Source organism: Shinella sp. HZN7, assembly GCF_001652565.1.
GTDB lineage: Bacteria > Pseudomonadota > Alphaproteobacteria > Rhizobiales > Rhizobiaceae > Shinella > Shinella granuli.
Window position 1 is genome coordinate 264,544 of sequence record NZ_CP015736.1, and the last position, 16,228, is coordinate 280,771.

At 64.5% G+C, this 16,228-nt stretch carries 21 protein-coding genes and 1 tRNA gene; 9 read left to right on the forward strand and 13 right to left on the reverse strand.

What is annotated here, in order from left to right:
- Positions 1 to 17: 17 nt before the first annotated feature.
- On the reverse strand, positions 18 to 476 hold the full coding sequence (locus shn_RS01285) for an Lrp/AsnC family transcriptional regulator (RefSeq protein ID WP_064328823.1): 459 nt from the start codon (positions 474 to 476) through the stop codon (positions 18 to 20).
- 130 nt (positions 477 to 606) lie between these two features.
- On the opposite strand from shn_RS01285, the gene shn_RS01290 reads away from it, so the two are divergent.
- A complete protein-coding gene (locus tag shn_RS01290) occupies positions 607 to 1,209 on the forward strand; it encodes a LysE family translocator (protein WP_064328824.1) in 603 nt (200 codons plus the stop codon).
- A gap of 66 nt (positions 1,210 to 1,275) precedes the next feature.
- Positions 1,276 to 1,503 (forward strand): hypothetical protein, encoded by a 228-nt coding sequence (locus shn_RS01295; protein ID WP_133035946.1) that lies wholly within the window; start codon positions 1,276 to 1,278, stop codon positions 1,501 to 1,503.
- Between the two features lie 52 nt (positions 1,504 to 1,555).
- On the opposite strand, the gene fabI is transcribed toward shn_RS01295, so the two are convergent.
- The 3 genes from fabI to fabA all read right to left on the reverse strand — a co-directional run bounded on the left by fabI (position 1,556) and on the right by fabA (position 4,185).
- On the reverse strand, positions 1,556 to 2,362 hold the full coding sequence (gene fabI, locus shn_RS01300; RefSeq protein WP_064328825.1) for an enoyl-ACP reductase FabI: 807 nt from the start codon (positions 2,360 to 2,362) through the stop codon (positions 1,556 to 1,558).
- 5 nt (positions 2,363 to 2,367) lie between these two features.
- Positions 2,368 to 3,591, reverse strand: a complete 1,224-nt coding sequence (gene fabB, locus shn_RS01305; protein ID WP_064328826.1) for a beta-ketoacyl-ACP synthase I — start codon at positions 3,589 to 3,591, stop codon at positions 2,368 to 2,370.
- A gap of 78 nt (positions 3,592 to 3,669) precedes the next feature.
- Positions 3,670 to 4,185 carry a 3-hydroxyacyl-[acyl-carrier-protein] dehydratase FabA gene (fabA, locus tag shn_RS01310; protein ID WP_064328827.1) on the reverse strand — a complete coding sequence of 172 codons (516 nt, stop codon included), beginning with the start codon at positions 4,183 to 4,185 and terminating at the stop codon, positions 3,670 to 3,672.
- 316 nt (positions 4,186 to 4,501) lie between these two features.
- Between fabA and irrA the strand changes: the two genes are divergently transcribed.
- Entirely contained in the window at positions 4,502 to 4,921 is a 420-nt protein-coding gene (irrA, locus tag shn_RS01315) for an iron response transcriptional regulator IrrA (protein ID WP_064328828.1), read from the forward strand.
- A 57-nt stretch (positions 4,922 to 4,978) separates the two neighbouring features.
- Here the strand turns inward: irrA and shn_RS01320 are convergent, their stop codons facing one another.
- Complete coding sequence (locus tag shn_RS01320; protein WP_064328829.1) at positions 4,979 to 5,614, reverse strand: trimeric intracellular cation channel family protein; 636 nt, start codon at positions 5,612 to 5,614, stop codon at positions 4,979 to 4,981.
- Positions 5,615 to 5,752: 138 nt separating this feature from the next.
- Between shn_RS01320 and shn_RS01325 the strand changes: the two genes are divergently transcribed.
- The gene (locus shn_RS01325) at positions 5,753 to 6,226 is read left to right on the forward strand and encodes a hypothetical protein (protein ID WP_084437695.1); all 474 of its coding nucleotides are present in this window, start codon (positions 5,753 to 5,755) and stop codon (positions 6,224 to 6,226) included.
- Between the two features lie 2 nt (positions 6,227 to 6,228).
- On the opposite strand, the gene shn_RS01330 is transcribed toward shn_RS01325, so the two are convergent.
- Together shn_RS01330 and shn_RS01335 are read right to left on the reverse strand one after the other, a co-directional pair.
- Positions 6,229 to 7,020: a YdcF family protein gene (locus tag shn_RS01330; protein ID WP_064328830.1), complete on the reverse strand. Its 792-nt coding sequence runs from the start codon at positions 7,018 to 7,020 to the stop codon at positions 6,229 to 6,231.
- Positions 7,021 to 7,051: 31 nt separating this feature from the next.
- The gene (locus shn_RS01335) at positions 7,052 to 8,224 is read right to left on the reverse strand and encodes a TMEM43 family protein (RefSeq protein ID WP_064328831.1); all 1,173 of its coding nucleotides are present in this window, start codon (positions 8,222 to 8,224) and stop codon (positions 7,052 to 7,054) included.
- A 169-nt stretch (positions 8,225 to 8,393) separates the two neighbouring features.
- Here shn_RS01335 and shn_RS01340 point away from each other — a divergent pair, with 169 nt between their 5' ends.
- Positions 8,394 to 8,663: a DUF2934 domain-containing protein gene (locus shn_RS01340; protein ID WP_064328832.1), complete on the forward strand. Its 270-nt coding sequence runs from the start codon at positions 8,394 to 8,396 to the stop codon at positions 8,661 to 8,663.
- Positions 8,664 to 8,694: 31 nt separating this feature from the next.
- Here shn_RS01340 and shn_RS01345 read toward each other — a convergent pair whose 3' ends face one another.
- From shn_RS01345 to shn_RS01360, 4 genes are all read right to left on the reverse strand, one after another.
- Positions 8,695 to 8,973 carry a helix-turn-helix domain-containing protein gene (locus shn_RS01345; protein WP_064328833.1) on the reverse strand — a complete coding sequence of 93 codons (279 nt, stop codon included), beginning with the start codon at positions 8,971 to 8,973 and terminating at the stop codon, positions 8,695 to 8,697.
- Positions 8,970 to 9,173: a type II toxin-antitoxin system RelE/ParE family toxin gene (locus shn_RS37570; RefSeq protein ID WP_206362195.1), complete on the reverse strand. Its 204-nt coding sequence runs from the start codon at positions 9,171 to 9,173 to the stop codon at positions 8,970 to 8,972. Before shn_RS37570 ends, shn_RS01345 begins: the two co-directional genes overlap by 4 nt.
- A gap of 264 nt (positions 9,174 to 9,437) precedes the next feature.
- Positions 9,438 to 9,513 (reverse strand) — tRNA-Ala (locus shn_RS01355).
- A 145-nt stretch (positions 9,514 to 9,658) separates the two neighbouring features.
- Entirely contained in the window at positions 9,659 to 10,048 is a 390-nt protein-coding gene (locus shn_RS01360) for a TIGR02300 family protein (RefSeq protein ID WP_064328834.1), read from the reverse strand.
- A 271-nt stretch (positions 10,049 to 10,319) separates the two neighbouring features.
- On the opposite strand from shn_RS01360, the gene aroA reads away from it, so the two are divergent.
- The 4 genes from aroA to rpsA all read left to right on the forward strand — a co-directional run bounded on the left by aroA (position 10,320) and on the right by rpsA (position 14,316).
- Complete coding sequence (gene aroA / locus shn_RS01365; RefSeq protein WP_064328835.1) at positions 10,320 to 11,675, forward strand: 3-phosphoshikimate 1-carboxyvinyltransferase; 1,356 nt, start codon at positions 10,320 to 10,322, stop codon at positions 11,673 to 11,675.
- A gap of 3 nt (positions 11,676 to 11,678) precedes the next feature.
- Positions 11,679 to 11,822, forward strand: a complete 144-nt coding sequence (locus shn_RS36265; RefSeq protein ID WP_162853145.1) for a hypothetical protein — start codon at positions 11,679 to 11,681, stop codon at positions 11,820 to 11,822.
- A gap of 14 nt (positions 11,823 to 11,836) precedes the next feature.
- On the forward strand, positions 11,837 to 12,466 hold the full coding sequence (cmk, locus tag shn_RS01370) for a (d)CMP kinase (protein WP_064328836.1): 630 nt from the start codon (positions 11,837 to 11,839) through the stop codon (positions 12,464 to 12,466).
- Positions 12,467 to 12,609: 143 nt separating this feature from the next.
- Positions 12,610 to 14,316 (forward strand): 30S ribosomal protein S1, encoded by a 1,707-nt coding sequence (gene rpsA / locus shn_RS01375; RefSeq protein ID WP_064328837.1) that lies wholly within the window; start codon positions 12,610 to 12,612, stop codon positions 14,314 to 14,316.
- A 66-nt stretch (positions 14,317 to 14,382) separates the two neighbouring features.
- Here rpsA and shn_RS01380 read toward each other — a convergent pair whose 3' ends face one another.
- Positions 14,383 to 15,714 (reverse strand): hypothetical protein, encoded by a 1,332-nt coding sequence (locus shn_RS01380; RefSeq protein WP_064328838.1) that lies wholly within the window; start codon positions 15,712 to 15,714, stop codon positions 14,383 to 14,385.
- Positions 15,708 to 15,935: a hypothetical protein gene (locus shn_RS01385; RefSeq protein ID WP_064328839.1), complete on the reverse strand. Its 228-nt coding sequence runs from the start codon at positions 15,933 to 15,935 to the stop codon at positions 15,708 to 15,710. The genes shn_RS01380 and shn_RS01385 overlap by 7 nt, the downstream gene beginning before the upstream one ends.
- Positions 15,936 to 16,228: the final 293 nt, after the last annotated feature.

Here is a 16,228-nt window from a genome sequence, read left to right on the forward strand (position 1 = left end):
CAGGGGGCTGCAAAGCCTTACAGCGGCAGCGCGAAGGTCTGCTTGATCGTCTCGCTCGGCACGTCCGTCTTGACGGACTGGATCCCGTTCCTGCGCGTGAGGTTCGCCGCCTGGAAGCGGCGGTAGTCTTCGAGATCCGAAACGACGACGCGCAGCAGCGCGTCGCTCTCGCCCAGCATGATGTAGCACTCCACCACCTCGGGCAGCCGCTTCATCGCCGCGATGAAATGATCGATCGTCTCGGCATCCTGCGCCGTCAGCGAGATGCGGGCGAACATGGAAAGCCGCAAGCCAACCTTGGCCTGGTCGACGACGGCCACGTAGCGGCTGATGATGCCTGCTTCCTCCAGCAGCTTGACCCGGCGCAGGCAGGGCGAGGGTGACAGCCCGACCCGCTTGGCAAGTTCGATATTCTGCAGCCGGCCGTTCTTCTGAAGCTCTCGAAGGATGCGGCGGTCTATGTCGTCGAGCGGCATTGGAATCCTCACAAACGTTCAAGCCATCTGGCGGCAGGAAATGCCAAATTCTTCTCCAGACCTGGCATCTTGGCAACCCCGTTGCGCGCCGGGCCGGCTAGGCTGCCGCCGTTTCGATGAGGAGAGCAACATGGATTGGACCTGGCTTCTGGCCGCTTCGGGCTTCGCATTCGCCATGGCGGGCACGCCGGGACCGAACAACACGATGGTGACCGCGTCGGGTGCGAATTACGGCTTTTACCGCACCCTGCCGGTGGCGATCGGCATGGGGGCCGGCGTCGCCGTCATCATCTTCATCGTCGCGGCCCTCGGCAGCTCGATCATCGCCGCACCGCGCTTGCAAATGGTGCTGAAGTGGCTGGGCATCGCCTACCTGCTCTGGCTCGCCTGGCGCATCGCCAATGCCGCGCCCGCCGCATCGGCGGCGGAAGGCGGCAGGCAGCGCCCGTTCGGCTTCTTCGAGGGCGCCCTGCTGCAGCTCGTCAATCCGAAGCTCTGGGTCATGGTCGCAGGCGCGGTCGTCACCTATGGCAAGGACGCGGCGGGAGACCTCGCCGTGCCCACGGCCTTCGCCGTCATCTTCGGCGGTGCGACGCTGGCCAGCACGCTGGCATGGACGGGGATCGGCGTCGGCGCGGCACGCTTCCTCACGCGCGAACGCAGCCTCAGGATGTTCAACCGGGCGATGGCGTTGCTGCTGGTGCTGTCGCTCGTGCCGGCCGTGCTCGATTAGGGCCGATTGCCATTTTGCCGAAAGAGGTCCACCATTCCCGGATCGCTCTCGTTCAGGAGACCCGCAATGGCTTTTGGACCTGCAAGACCGCCCATGATGGAAGATGTGGCGGAAGTCATCGCCAAGGATGTGAAGGAAGCGGAGGGGCATACGCCGACCTCCGAAGTGCCGCTCGCCTTTCTGCGGCGCGGCGCGGATGGCAAGCCGCTGGAGATGAACAGCCGCGTGCGCATGCTGTTCCTTGGCATCCTGGCGGCCGTGATCCTGCTCGTCGCCGTGCTGATGGCGCTTTGACCGGCCGAAGGAAACGGCGCGAAGTTCGAAACTTCGCGCCGCGCTTTCCTGTTTATTCGCTGTCGGCCTTCGCCAGACGCTCCAGCGTCGGCATGGAAGTGATGTTGTAGCCGGAATCCACATAGTGGATTTCGCCGGTGACGCCGCTCGACAGGTCCGAGAGCAGGTACAGCGCCGAATTGCCGACATCCTCGATGGTGACGGTGCGGCGGAGCGGTGCGTTCTTCTGCTGCCAGGACAGCATGGCGCGCGCATCCGAAATGCCGGCGCCGGCGAGCGTGCGGATCGGGCCGGCCGAGATCGCGTTGACGCGGATGCCGCGCGGACCGTAGTCGCCGGCAAGGTAGCGCACGGACGCTTCCAGCGCCGCCTTGGCAACGCCCATGACATTGTAGTTCGGCATGATGCGCGTGGAGCCGCCATAGGTCAGCGTCAGCATCGCGCCGCCGTCGGTCATGAGATCGGCCGCGCGCTTGGCGATCTCCGTGAAGGAGAAGCAGGAGATCACCATGGTGCGCGAGAAATTGTCGCGCGAGGTGTCCGCGTAGAGGCCCTTCAGCTCGTTCTTGTCGGAAAAACCGATGGCGTGCACGACGAAATCGAGCTTGCCCCACTTCTCCTTGATCGCGTCGATCGTCGCATCGACCGAGGTGATGTCCTCGACGTCGCAGGGAATGACGAAATCCGAGCCGAGCTCGGCGGCGAGCGGCTTGACGCGCTTGCCGAGCGCCTCGCCCTGGTAGGTGAAGGCGAGCTCCGCGCCCGCACCGGCCAGTTTCTGCGCGATCCCCCACGCGATGGAATGGTTGTTCGCGACCCCCATGATGAGGCCGCGCTTGCCGTTCATGATCCCCGTCATTGACGTCATCCGTTGTGGCGCTGGAAGACCAGCGTGGCGTTCGTGCCGCCGAAGCCGAAGGAGTTGGAGAGAACCGTGTCGATCTTGGCATTGTCGATGCGCTTGCGCACGATCGGCACGCCGTCGAATTCCGGGTCGAGCTCGGTGATGTGCGCGCTTTCGCCGATGAAGCCGGCCTGCATCATCAGGAGGCCGTAGATCGATTCCTGCACGCCGGCCGCGCCCAGCGAGTGGCCGGTCAGCGACTTGGTCGACTGGATGTGCGGGATCTTGTCGCCGAAGACTTCGCGGATCGCGCCGATCTCCTTGCTGTCGCCGACGGGCGTCGAGGTGCCGTGCGTGTTGATGTAGTCGACGTCGCCCTTCACGGTGGAGAGCGCCTGGCGCATGCAGCGCACCGCGCCTTCGCCCGACGGGGCCACCATGTCGTAGCCGTCCGAGGTCGCGCCGTAGCCGACGATTTCGGCGTAAATCTTCGCACCGCGTGCCTTGGCGTGCTCCAGCTCCTCGAGAACCAGAACGCCGGCGCCGCCGGCGATGACGAAGCCGTCGCGGCTGACGTCATAGGCGCGCGAGGCCGTCGCGGGCGTGTCGTTGTACTTTGAGGACATGGCGCCCATGGCGTCGAAGAGGTTCGACATGGTCCAGTCGAGGTCCTCGTGCCCGCCGGCGAACATGATGTCCTGCTTGCCCCACTGGATCATCTCGGCGGCATTGCCGATGCAGTGCGCCGAGGTCGAGCAGGCCGACGAGATCGAATAGTTGACGCCGTGGATCTTGAACCAGGTGGCAAGCGTTGCCGACGCCGTCGAGGACATGGCCTTCGGCACCGCGAAGGGGCCGATGCGCTTCGGCGAATTGTTCTTGAGCGTGATCTCGGCCGCTTCGATCAGCGTGCGGGTGGAAGGACCGCCCGAACCCATGATGATGCCGGTGCGCTCGTTGGCGGCGTAGTCTGCCTCCTCCAGGCCGGAATCGGCGATCGCCTGTTTCATGGCGACGTGGTTCCAGGAGCCGCCCTGCGAAAGGAAGCGGGCGGCGCGGCGATCGACGAGCTCGCTCGTGTCGATGCTCGGCGCGCCCCAGACCTGGCACTTGAAGCCGTGGTCGGCGAAATCCTGCGAGAAGCTGATGCCCGAGCGCGCGTCGCGCAGCGACGCCGTCACCTCGTCCGCATTGTTCCCGATGGAGGATACGATCCCCAGACCCGTGACAACTACCCGTCTCATGTTTCTGACCTTTTCTAGAACGTCTCGTTGTGAAGGCGGCTGACCGCCGCCCTCTGGCTTCCGGTGGCTCGCGCCGCCTTAAGCTTCCTTGTCCTTCGACAGGCCGACGCGCAGGTCGGTCGCCTGGTAGATGGTCTCGCCATCGGCCTTCAGCCAGCCGTCCGCCGTGCCGAGCACGAGACGGCCGCGCATGACGCGCTTGAAGTCGATGCCGTATTCGAGGAGCTTCGTGTGCGGGCGGACCATGCCCTTGAACTTCACTTCACCGGTCGAAAGTGCCATGCCGCGGCCGGGTTCGCCCAGCCAGCCGAGGAAGAAGCCGGTGAGCTGCCACATGCCGTCGAGGCCGAGGCAGCCCGGCATGATCGGGTTGCCCTGGAAGTGGCAGGGGAAATACCAGTCGTCGGGCTTCACGTCGTATTCGGCGCGGATATAGCCCTTGTCGAAGGCGCCGCCGGTCTCGGAGATGTCGGTGATGCGGTGGACCATCAGCATGGGCGGCAGAGGAAGCTGGGCATTGCCGGGGCCGAACAGCTCGCCGCGGCCGCAGCGCAGGATTTCCTCGTAGTTGTAGCTGGATTGCCTGGTCGTCATCGAATGTCTCATCCCCGGTCTGAACAACGCTTGGTCTGCGTTAGATTTAGAGAAGGTGTGGTGCGAATTGAAGCACCCGGGTCTTCTCCTTTTTGTCGCCCCGCCTTCTTCGAGCGGGACGTTCATTCAGCAGTCCGCATACATGATGCCAGCGGTGACAGCCAGTGCAAATTGCCGTGACAGGAGCAAAGGCCCCGGTTTTTCCGCATGTTGGGCGCCTTCAGGCCGCCGCAATCCTATTGAATCCCGACGCTCGTAAAGTTATATCGAAAGTTCAAGATTGTTGTTCAAGGCCAGACAAGCGGATCCGTCGCCCATGACGCATGCACACGAGATGCCCATTGAAGAGCGCCTGCGCCATTGCGGCCTGCGCCCGACGCGCCAGCGCGTGGCACTCGGCGACCTGCTCTTCGCTAAGGGCGATCGCCACCTGACGGTGGAGGAGCTGCACGAGGAAGCCGTCACCGCCGGCGTCCCGGTCTCGCTGGCGACCGTCTACAACACGCTGCACCAGTTCACCGAAGCCGGCCTCATCCGCGTCTTGGCGGTCGAAAGCTCGAAGACCTATTTCGACACCAACGTATCGGACCACCACCACTTCTTCATCGAGGGCGAGAACCACATTCTCGACATTCCCGTCAGCAACATCGCCATCGGCAACCTGCCGGAGCCGCCCGAGGGCATGGAGATCGCACACGTCGACGTGATCATCCGCCTGCGCCCGAAGAAGGGCTAGGACCAGCCACCCTTCGGCTCATGCCGGCCTGAACTGAAGGACGGTTGCTCCTCGGCTTCACATCACGTCGTCGGGATGCCGCCCCGGCCGCGGCTTGTAGACGGGAAAGCACCAGCCGAATCGCAACGCCCCGCCGCGCACGATGAAGGCTGCGCCGATGCCGATGGCCGAGGCGGCCCAGAGCGGCGCGCCCACCACGCTCGCCGCCGTGAAACCGGCCGCGCCGATGAGCGCCGCGGTGATATAGACTTCCGGCCGCAGCAGCACGGAGGGCTCGCCCGCCAGGAGATCGCGCAGGATGCCGCCGAAGCTCGCGGTGAGAACGCCGGTCGTGATCGCCACCGTCGGCGAGCCGGTGGCGGCTAGTCCTTTGGCCGCGCCCATCACGCAATAGGCCGAGACGCCCATCGCATCGAGCCAGAGCAGCAGGCGGTAGCGCGACTCGATCCGGTGCGCCAGCACGAAGACGACGAGCGCCACCGCCACGCAGACGATGAGATAGGTCGGATTGACCACCCAGAAGACCGGCGTCGCGCCGAGGATGACATCGCGGAACGTGCCGCCGCCGATGCCGGTCGCGGCGGCGAGGAAGAGAAAGCCGATGATGTCGAGCTGCTTGCGCGAGGCCGAGAGTGCACCGGTGGCGGCAAAGACGGCGACGCCCGTGTAATCGAGCAGTTCCAGGATCGACACGCATTCCTCCTTCGCCGCCCAAGCCTCGCGACAGCTTTCCCGCGCTAGAGTGCGCGCCCGTACGCCCGGGCAGAATCAGGCGCAGCGCCGGCCCGTCTGCATATTGACCGAATCGCCCGCCATGGAAAGGTTTGACAGATGGCCATCCGCATCAGAACGCTCGCCCTTCTTGCCGCCGTGCTCGTTTCGACCGCCCTGCCGGTCCGCGCGGCGGAGATCGTGCCGGATGCCAGGGCGGCCGTCGAGGCGACCGTCGCCAAGCGCTGCAAGACGCCGGTCTATGGCGAGGATTTTGCAGACAATGTCGATTTCAACAATGACGGCATCGTCGATGCGATCTTCAATCTCGGCGCGGTCAACTGCGATGGCGTTCCGGGCGGCCTGTGCGGCAATGTCGGCTGCCCCCACGAATTCTACATCCAGGTCGCGGAAGGCGGCTATTTCCTCGCCGCCAATGCCGATCTCTACGGCTACGAGATGAAGAAGCGCTACGGCAACATGGTGCTGGAGCTGAAGGCCAATGCCGTAAGCTGCGGGCGGGACGATCCCGAATATTGCATCATGACCATTCGCGTGCGCGGTGCGCAGTTCGACACGATCTCGAAGAAGTAGGCCTATTGCGGGAAGAGCGCGTGGGTGCGGCCCGCGACGTAGTAGAGCAGCAGCCCTGTCCATTCCCTGAGCGCCGTCGTCGTTAGCTGGCTGTTGGTCGAGGGCTGGGTGAAGTCGAGCGCGAGGCCGGTGCGGCCCGTCGTGCGGAAATCCGTCGGCCAGGGCAGGACGTCGAGGCCAAGTTTGCTGAAGAGGCCGACCGAGCGCGGCATGTGGAAGGCCGAGGTCACCAGCAGGCAGCGGTCCAGCCCGTTCGCGGCGAGCAGGTCCTTCGTGTTCGCGACGTTCTCGAAGGTCGTGCGGGATTCCGTCTCGCGGATCAGCCGGTCGACCGGCACGCCGAAGGCTTCGAAGAAGCGTGTCGCAACCGCCGCATCGCCCTCATAGTTGCCGCTCAGCGAGCCGTCGCCACCGGAAATGAGGATGCGCGCCGCCGGAAAGTCCCGCGCCAGCCGCAGCGTCTCGATGAAGCGGTCGCCCGCCTGGTTCATTTCGAAGCCACCGCGTGCCGCGATCACCTCCGCCTCCACGCCGCCCCCGAGCATGATGATGCAGCCCGGCCCGCCGGCGGGCAGCTCCGCCCGCGGGATGCGATCCTCCAGCACCTGCAGGAGGACGGGGCCTGTCGTGGTGAACAGCGTCACGAAGAGCACGAGAGCCGCAAGCCCGCTCGCCGCGGAGCGAAGGCGGTGCCATTTGAAGAGGCCGGCCAGGAGGCCGAGCAGCAGCAGCAGAAGGGCGAGCGAGAGCGGTTGCGCCGCCAGCCAGAAAATTTTCGAGGCGTAATAGGTCAAACTTTATCCGCTCATCCGGTTGTCGTCGGCTTCAGGCGCGCCCGAGGGCCGGCGTTGTCGCCGCCTTGCCCCGCCGCAGATAGAGGATGCCCGCCGCCAGAGCAACACCGACCGCGAGAACCGCGATGGCGACCAGCGGGCGATAGGCGATCCACGCGATGGCGATGACCGCGGGTCCGATCAGCAGGGTGAGGATGAGTGCGACCGCCGTCGTGCCGAAGCGCACGATGGAGCCGACGAAGGGCACGACATCGGCGATGACGCCGAGGATCGACAGGATGAAGGCGAAGCCGACGAAGATGCCGACGAGCCCGCCGACCCGCACCAGCCAGGTGATGATCGTGTTCTCGCTCTGCGCCGCATCGAACATGGCGGCCGCATCGACGAGGCCGGCCTGGCTGAGGAAGAGATCGCGCCCGTTCGTCGTCCTGTAGGGCGTCAAGCCGCTGCCGCGCTGGGCACCGACGAAACTCGCCTCGGCAATGTCGGAGCGTTCGAAGCGGATGCGGATGTCGCCGACCTGCGGATCTTCGGGATTGAACGAGAAGACGGCCTGGCCGGCGATCGTCGAGACGGGCTTGCCGAGCGTCACGGCCTCGCCGATCCGGTTGGCGTCGAGCGCGGTAAGCGGCACGGGCCGTTCGTCGCCGAGGCGCGCGACGGCGCGGCCATCCACGCTGAACGCGCCGATCGTCGCGGACTTGACCGGGAAACTCGCATCGTCGATCGGCTTTTGCGGATTGTCATGGCCCGCCTGCCGGAAACCGCTGGAGCTGACCGCGTTGCGCTTCCATTCCTTGTGATAGGAATAGGTGGTGACCGTCTCCTCGCTGCCGCCGAGCTGCTTGCGCGTCTCCGACTTCGATGTCTCCACCCACTGGTACATTTCCACGATGCGCTCGAGCCCCGCCGCGCCTTCGGCCGAAACGCCGAGCACGTCGTCCTCCGGCACGCCGACCGGCTTCACCGGCCCGGAAATGTGCACCAGCTTGCCCTCGTTTACCGGATCCACGCTGCCGTTGTCGACGGAGACGACGAGGCCCGCGCCCTCGACGAGCGCCCGGTAGGTCTTCACCGATCGGCCTTCGTTCCAGAAGAGAAGCCAGATGCAGGCGATGAGCAGGATGAAGCCGACCACGATCTTGATCAGCGCCCCCTTCAGCCTGGAGAACCAGGACGTGGTCGTCGTTTCCGTGAAGCTCATGATTGTCCCCCGACAAGGCGTGCGTCATGCCAGAGACGCGCGACAGGACATGCTTATTCGCGCTTCCTGAACGGCGCAAGCGGGGACATAATGGCGCCAGGGCGAGGGCAGGGTGCCGGAACATCTCCTCCCCTCTGCCGTTATCGCAGAAACGGAAGGGAGCCTGTCCATGACCGACGATCGCGAAGAGAAGATCCGCAAGCGCGCCCACGAACTCTGGCTGCAGGAAGGCCAGCCCGACGGCAAGCCGGATGACCACTGGTATCAGGCCGAACGAGAGATCGACCAGGGCGACGGCGAGATCGAGGGCGACGACGTCCCGAACCTCGCCGCCATGCGCGAAGCCGCCCGCCAGCACACCGACGCCTTCATCGTGAAGACCGACCTGGAGGACGCCGACCAGCGCGAAGCAACGCCGGGCATGCGCGAGCAGCCGTAGAGCGGCGGATTATGGATGCGGCCGCTCCCGCTCAGGGCGTCACCAGATTGATTTCGAGCCTGGCTCCAGTGGCCTCGGCATATCGGCGCAGGGTAGAGAGGGAAGGGGAAACGCCGCCCCCTTCCAATCGAGCGATGGCCGATTGCGTCGTGCCGATGCGCTTTGCGAGTTCGGCCTGGGAAAGCTTGGCCTTCGTCCTGGCATGGACGAGGGTTTCGATAAGCCGGAATTCCGCGTCGGCCTTCTCGTATTCCTGCCGGAATTCCGGGTTGTCCATCAGCTTCTTCTTGAGGTCTGCAATCTTCGTCATGGCTTCACCTCTTTCATTCGCGCTCTCGCAATCTCAAGGGCGGCTTTCGGGGTCTTCTGCGACTTCTTCACGAAGACATGCAGGATGACCACGCGCCGTCCGGTGACGGTCACGTAAATGCCGCGTGCGATACCTTCGAAAGCCTTGGCGCGCAGTTCCCAAAGCTTGCCTTCTAGGTGCTTGACGTGCGGTCCCCGCAACTGCTCAAGCCCAACGTTCTCGACCGCTTCCCATGAGGCGGATACTGAAGTCCGGGTGGCAACGCCTCGATTTCTGAATCGACAATGTCGAGGGTTTCAACCGTCCATCGCATGAAGGCTATATAGCAAATATGCGATAATCACGCAATGGGCGCAACATTATGAAAAGGCAAGTCGATTTCCGTCCTCGGGATGCCCCGAAGTCTTAAAGGGGAATCAACGAAAGACGCTGATTGGTAAACTGCTGTATTATCGGGAGAAGTTTGGTGGAGCTAAGCGGGATCGAACCGCTGACCTCTTGCATGCCATGCAAGCGCTCTCCCAGCTGAGCTATAGCCCCATAAGGGTCCGGCAGAGCCGGTTTCCGGGAACCGAAGCGGTGTTGCCGTTCGGTGTGGCGGCTTATTACTTCCGGGTTTCGGAGATGGCAAGCCGAAAAATGAAATCCGGCCGATTTTTTTGAAACCGGCCGGAAAATCAATCTCTTATGCTTCGTCTTCGTCGCCGGTCACGCCGATGAGGTCGCTCATGTCGTCATCGTCGTCGTCTTCGTCCTGTTCCAGGAACGTGTCGTCCTCGTCGCCGTCGATCTCCACGTCGTCGTCGCCGAGGTCCGGCAGGTCGTCGCCGCCCGCTGCATCCTCGTCGGCATCCTCGAGCGAAACGAGTTCGACTTCCGTGTTCTCGGTATCGACTTCGTTGACGTCCTCGTCCTCATCCTTTTCGAGGATCGCAGCCGCCGACGTTTCCTCGAAGAAGGAGAGCGGATAGGACTTGCCCGTGTAGGGGGAAACGATGGGGTCGCGGTTCAGGTCGTAGAATTTCCTGCCGGTTTCCGGATCGATGCGTTTGGTTCCGAGTTCCGCTTTTGCCACAGTCAAAGCCTTCTCTGTGCCGTATGTTTCCGGCGGGGCCGGGGTTTCCGGCGCGTTGAACGGTAAAATGATTAGCCGGTCCCCTTAATCGTCTTGGACAATCCTGTCAAAGCCTAACTTCGGGCCGGTTCGGTTGAGGCATCGTGACGAATGTTTTTCGACGGGATGATGACGCTTTAAATCGTTTGTGATAGCAAGCCCGCGTTCTCCCCGGGCGATCCTCTCCGGGGAGCCGTGGATGTATATGTGGATGTATATAAGGAAGACGACCATGTCGCATGGCGCCAGTGCACGGCCCGCAACCGCCCGCAAATCCTCCGGCCTGTCCGGGACCGTCCGCATCCCCGGCGACAAGTCGATTTCCCACCGCTCCTTCATGTTCGGCGGCCTTGCCAGCGGCGAGACGCGCATCACGGGCCTCCTCGAGGGCGAGGACGTGATCAATACGGGCAAGGCCATGCAGGCCATGGGCGCGAAGATCCGCAAGGACGGCGACACCTGGATCATCAACGGCCTCGGCAATGGCGCGCTGCTCGCGCCGGAAGCCCCGCTCGATTTCGGCAATGCCGGCACCGGCTGCCGCCTCACCATGGGCCTCGTTGGCGTCTATGATTTCGATTCGACATTCGTCGGCGACGCCTCGCTCACCAAGCGCCCGATGGGCCGCGTTCTCAACCCCTTGCGCGAAATGGGCGTGCAGGTGACGTCCGCCGATGGCGACCGCCTGCCGGTCACGCTGCGTGGGCCGAAGACGCCGACGCCGATCACCTACCGCGTGCCGATGGCCTCCGCGCAGGTGAAGTCCGCCGTGCTGCTCGCCGGCCTCAACACGCCCGGCATCACCACCGTCATCGAGCCGGTCATGACACGTGACCATACCGAAAAGATGCTGCAGGGTTTCGGCGCCAACCTCTCCGTCGAGACGGATACGGACGGCGTGCGCACGATCCGCCTGGAAGGCCAGGGAAAACTCACAGGCCAGGTCATCGACGTGCCGGGCGATCCGTCCTCGACGGCCTTCCCGCTGGTCGCGGCACTGCTCGTGCCGGATTCGGATGTCACCATCCTCAACGTGCTGATGAACCCCACCCGCACTGGCCTCATCCTGACGCTGCAGGAAATGGGAGCCAATATCGAAGTGCTGAACCCGCGCCTTGCCGGCGGCGAGGACGTGGCGGATCTTCGCGTGCGCTCCTCGGCACTGAAGGGCGTAACGGTGCCGGAAGACCGCGCGCCGTCGATGATCGACGAATATCCGGTTCTCGCCGTCGCGGCGGCCTTCGCGGAAGGCACGACCGTCATGAACGGCCTCGAAGAACTGCGCGTCAAGGAAAGCGACCGCCTCTCGGCCGTCGCGGTCGGCTTGAAGCTCAATGGCGTCGATTGCGACGAAGGCGAAGCCTCGCTCGTCGTGCGCGGCCGCCCGGACGGCAAGGGCCTCGGCAATGCTTCTGGCGCCGCCGTCGCCACCCATCTCGACCACCGCATCGCCATGAGCTTCCTCGTCATGGGCCTCGTCTCGGAAAACCCGGTCACCGTGGACGACGCAACGATGATCGCCACGAGCTTTCCGGAGTTCATGGATTTGATGGCGGGCCTTGGCGCGAAGATCGAGCTCAACGATTGACGTTTGACCGGGCTTTCCGAGGAAAGCGATGCATCGAAGGGTGATTGCGCGCTGCCTGCGCGCATCGCTGATGGCGGCGATGAACGCGACCTGCCTCTTGGCATCGTTGCGCATCTTCCGCTAACACCTTTCGTGAAAAGTTTGTGACGCACGGGTGCGCAATGAAGACGATCGCCATCGATGGTCCCGCGGCTGCGGGCAAGGGAACGCTGTCGCGCCGCATTGCGGAGGATTATGGCTTTCATCATCTCGATACGGGCCTGACCTACCGGGCGACGGCGAAGGCGCTCATCGACCGTGGCCTGCCGCTCGATGACGAGGCCGTCGCGGCCGAGGTGGCGCGCACGCTCGATCTGGGCGGGCTCGACCGCGCGGTGCTGTCCGCCCATGACATCGGCGAGGCGGCCTCGAAGATCGCCGTCATGCCGGCCGTCCGGCGCGCGCTGGTCGAGGCGCAGCGCGGCTTTGCGGCGCGCGAGCCGGGCACGGTGCTCGACGGGCGCGATATCGGCACGGTCGTCTGCCCGGATGCGGCGGTAAAGCTCTATGTGACGGCCTCGCCGGAGGTGCGCGCCAGGCGGCGTTACGACGAAATCGTCGGCAATGGCGGGGTGGCCGATTTCGAGACGATCCTCGACGACATCCGCCGGCGCGACGAGCGCGACATGGGCCGGGCGGACAGCCCGCTGAAACCGGCCGACGATGCGCACTTGCTTGATACCTCGGAAATGGGTATAGAGGCGGCGTTTTCGGCGGCCAAGTCGATCATCGACGCCGCATTGAAGCACTAGCTTTTCCTTCCGGAATTGCGCCAGCATAGAACAAGGCCTGTCCCCGCGCCGGATTTGCTGCCCTGGAGGGTAGCGGACACAGCCTCGTTCCTCACCAACGCTAACCCCCGGCGCCCGTGCCCATAGGCACACCAGGAGTTTCAATGTCTCAAGCAAACCCCACGCGCGAAGATTTCGCAGCCCTTCTGCAGGAATCCTTCGCCGCTAACGATCTCGCCGAAGGCTATGTCGCCAAGGGCATCGTTACCGCGATCGAAAAGGACGTCGCCATCGTCGACGTCGGCCTCAAGGTCGAAGGCCGCGTCCCGCTGAAGGAGTTCGGCGCGAAGTCGAAGGACGGCACGCTGAAGGTCGGCGACGAAGTCGAAGTTTACGTCGAGCGCATCGAAAACGCGCTTGGCGAAGCTGTCCTTTCGCGCGAAAAGGCTCGCCGCGAAGAGAGCTGGGCCAAGCTCGAAGTCAAGTTCGAAGCCGGCGAGCGCGTCGAAGGCGTCATCTTCAACCAGGTCAAGGGTGGCTTCACCGTCGATCTCGACGGCGCCGTCGCCTTCCTGCCGCGTTCGCAGGTCGACATCCGTCCGATCCGCGACGTCACCCCGCTCATGCACAACCCGCAGCCCTTCGAAATCCTCAAGATGGACAAGCGCCGCGGCAACATCGTCGTTTCGCGCCGTACGGTTCTCGAAGAGTCGCGCGCCGAGCAGCGGTCTGAAATCGTCCAGAACCTCGAAGAAGGCCAGGTTGTCGACGGCGTCGTCAAGAACATCACCGATTACGGTGCGTTCGTCGACCTCGGCGGCATCGACGGACTGCTGCACGTCACCGACATGGCCTGGCGCCGCGTCAACCATCCGTCGGAGATCCTGTCCATCGGCCAGCAGGTCAAGGTCCAGATCATCCGCATCAACCAGGAAACCCACCGCATCTCGCTCGGCATGAAGCAGCTCGAGTCCGATCCGTGGGATGGCATCGGCACCAAGTACCCGACCGGCAAGAAGATTTCCGGTACGGTCACGAACATCACCGACTACGGTGCGTTCGTCGAGCTGGAGCCGGGCATCGAAGGCCTGATCCACATCTCCGAAATGTCCTGGACGAAGAAGAACGTTCACCCCGGCAAGATCCTGTCCACCAGCCAGGAAGTCGACGTGGTCGTTCTCGAAGTCGACCCGACGAAGCGCCGCATCTCGCTCGGCCTCAAGCAGACGCTTGAAAACCCGTGGCAGGCTTTTGCCCACAGCCACCCGGCTGGCACGGAAGTCGAAGGCGAAGTCAAGAACAAGACCGAATTCGGCCTGTTCATCGGCCTCGACGGCGACGTGGACGGCATGGTGCACCTGTCCGACCTCGACTGGAACCGTCCGGGCGAGCAGGTCATCGAGGAGTTCAACAAGGGCGACGTCGTCAAGGCTGTCGTTCTGGATGTGGACGTCGACAAGGAGCGCATCTCGCTCGGCATCAAGCAGCTCGGCCGTGATTCGGTCGGCGAAGCTGCCGCCTCGGGTGACCTGCGCAAGAACGCCGTCGTTTCGGCCGAAGTCATCGCGATCAACGATGGCGGCATCGAAGTGCGTCTCGTCAACCACGAGGACATCACGTCGTTCATCCGCCGTGGCGATCTCTCGCGTGACCGTGACGAACAGCGTCCGGAGCGTTTCTCGGTCGGCCAGACCGTCGACGCCCGCGTCCTGAACTTCTCCAAGAAGGATCGCAAGATCCAGCTTTCGATCAAGGCGCTCGAAATCGCCGAAGAGAAGGAAGCCGTCGCACAGTTCGGTTCGTCGGACTCCGGCGCATCGCTCGGCGACATCCTCGGCGCGGCTCTGAAGAACCGCAACAACGCCGAATAAGCGTTCGCTTATTTCGAAATGGAAACCCGCGGAGAGCGATCTCCGCGGGTTTTTCTTTGGGCCTGGTCAGGTCCAGTAGTCGCCGAGCTTCTGGTAGAAGACGAGGCCCGGTTCGATGACGCCGACCATCTCGGCTGTCTTCTCGCGACGTTTCGCCATGTCGTCCGCCTCGGGCTCCTCGCCGGTGGCTTCGAAGGCGGTGTCCTCGCCCGCTTCTCCGCCGGCTTCCCCATCGTCGCCGCCGCCCTCGTTGGCGGCCTCGTCCTCCTCACCCCTCTCGCGGCCCTCGGACCAGTCGAGGTCTTCCTCGGCCGGCAGGTAGGGCACGAAGGCGAGCGGAACGCCCTCGCGCAGGAGGGTCGCCGAAAGCAGCCTTTCCGGTGTCACATCGGCCAGTGCCGCCTGAAGGGCCTGCAATGCCTCGCGGGCCTGCGGCATCGGAAGGGGTTCGTCCGGCGCCGCGGCCTGCTCCGGCTGGGTGGATGCTGCCTGTGCCGGCGTGGCGCGGGCCTTGCCGGTCTCCGGCGCCATCTCGGCCTGTTCGCCGCCATCGGTCATGAGCAGGGCTGGGTCTGCCTCGCCCGTGGGGTCGAGCGGGCGCTCCAGAAGGAAGCGGATGAAGTTCGCCTCTTCCGGCGTCAGATTTTCCAGCAACTGCGCAACGGCCGGCATCAGCATGGCCGGGGCCATGTCGCGGGTGACGGCCTGCAGCACGCTGCGGGCAAGGGCCTGTCCAACCGCGCTGGAGACCTGCGCCCTGGCCGGCATGTCCTCCCGCTTCACGGCCGGCGTTGCGCTCTCGCTCTCCTCGGCGCCGCCATTGTGGCGGACCGACGGTTCCGTGGCCTCGACCGGCAGCGGATTGCCGGCCTTGGCCGTGGGCGTCGATATCGGCTGATCGCTCTGCGCGGTGGTGTTTTCGCCGGCCGGCAGCCGGGTTGGTACGGCAAGAGCCAACCGGCCGGCGGCCGTTTCAAGCGCCCGGGCGGTTGCCGGGCGCGGCTTGCTGCCGTCGAAATCGAAAATGCGCTTCAGCATCGTCTGCAGGGCGCGGGCATCGCCCAGAAGCTGGGCCGGCTGGCCGGCCTGCTGCAGGCTGTGGCGGCCGACGGCGGCAAGCTGCTGGGCATTCAGCCGGAGCGGCTTGGGCTGGCTCTCCGTCTGCAGGGCGGCCGGCATATCGGCCTTGAGGCTTGTCGAAAGAAGGGCGGCGAGTTTCTGCGCCTCCGGGCCGCTCGGATTGCGCAGCACCTCCACGAGGCTGCGCGTCGGCATGGAGGAAAGCACCGTGCCGATCAGCTTCTCGACGCTCGGGCGCAGCTCCGGCGGCAGCTTGGCGAGAATATCGGCGAGCTTGCGGCCACCCTCGCCCTCAAGGCCGGGCAGGGCCTTCAGCACGGCAAGCAGGGTTTCCAGGAGGTCGCGGCCCGGGCTCGCTTCCCCGTGCGCGGCATGTGCTTGAGCATGATCTCGATGAGGCGCAGCAGCACCTCGGCCCTGAGATTGGCAAGGGCGGCTGCGGAAGGCTGCGGCCTGGCTGCGGCCTCGACCGATGCGCTCGCCGGAGCGGCGAGGGAGGGCTGCACGGTATCGCTCGTCATTGCCAAACGCGGCAGCATGCCTGCCTCCTGTTCTCCCTGCCGATGTCATCCGCATCCAGGGCCTGCCAATGGTCCATCTTTCTTCGGATGGCGCATCATGCGCGACGCTGCGAGCTGGTGAGCTTTCGGCCCGGGCGAACCGGGCAGGTACAACGGAGGCGGGGCGCAACCCGGCAGGCGCGGAACCACGCGACTGTGCCGGACGGGCGAACCCGGAACTCCGAACAACGATCCATAGATTACAATTGGCATTTTATGGTTAATGAATTGCTAATGCGCGAGATCGCGCTTCGCACATGCAGCATTGCCCG

Coding starts and splice junctions, on each gene's coding strand:
- shn_RS01345 (WP_064328833.1), bottom strand. CDS start 8,973: ATGACGAAGATTGCAGACCTCAAGAAGAAGCTGATGGACAACCCGGAA.
- shn_RS01325 (WP_084437695.1), top strand. CDS start 5,753: ATGGCCATCCGCATCAGAACGCTCGCCCTTCTTGCCGCCGTGCTCGTT.
- fabB (WP_064328826.1), bottom strand. CDS start 3,591: ATGAGACGGGTAGTTGTCACGGGTCTGGGGATCGTATCCTCCATCGGG.
- cmk (WP_064328836.1), top strand. CDS start 11,837: ATGAAGACGATCGCCATCGATGGTCCCGCGGCTGCGGGCAAGGGAACG.
- shn_RS01385 (WP_064328839.1), bottom strand. CDS start 15,935: ATGCTGCCGCGTTTGGCAATGACGAGCGATACCGTGCAGCCCTCCCTC.
- fabI (WP_064328825.1), bottom strand. CDS start 2,362: ATGACGGGGATCATGAACGGCAAGCGCGGCCTCATCATGGGGGTCGCG.
- shn_RS01290 (WP_064328824.1), top strand. CDS start 607: ATGGATTGGACCTGGCTTCTGGCCGCTTCGGGCTTCGCATTCGCCATG.
- shn_RS01295 (WP_133035946.1), top strand. CDS start 1,276: ATGGCTTTTGGACCTGCAAGACCGCCCATGATGGAAGATGTGGCGGAA.
- shn_RS01335 (WP_064328831.1), bottom strand. CDS start 8,224: ATGAGCTTCACGGAAACGACGACCACGTCCTGGTTCTCCAGGCTGAAG.
- rpsA (WP_064328837.1), top strand. CDS start 12,610: ATGTCTCAAGCAAACCCCACGCGCGAAGATTTCGCAGCCCTTCTGCAG.
- shn_RS01285 (WP_064328823.1), bottom strand. CDS start 476: ATGCCGCTCGACGACATAGACCGCCGCATCCTTCGAGAGCTTCAGAAG.
- fabA (WP_064328827.1), bottom strand. CDS start 4,185: ATGACGACCAGGCAATCCAGCTACAACTACGAGGAAATCCTGCGCTGC.
- aroA (WP_064328835.1), top strand. CDS start 10,320: ATGTCGCATGGCGCCAGTGCACGGCCCGCAACCGCCCGCAAATCCTCC.
- irrA (WP_064328828.1), top strand. CDS start 4,502: ATGACGCATGCACACGAGATGCCCATTGAAGAGCGCCTGCGCCATTGC.
- shn_RS01340 (WP_064328832.1), top strand. CDS start 8,394: ATGACCGACGATCGCGAAGAGAAGATCCGCAAGCGCGCCCACGAACTC.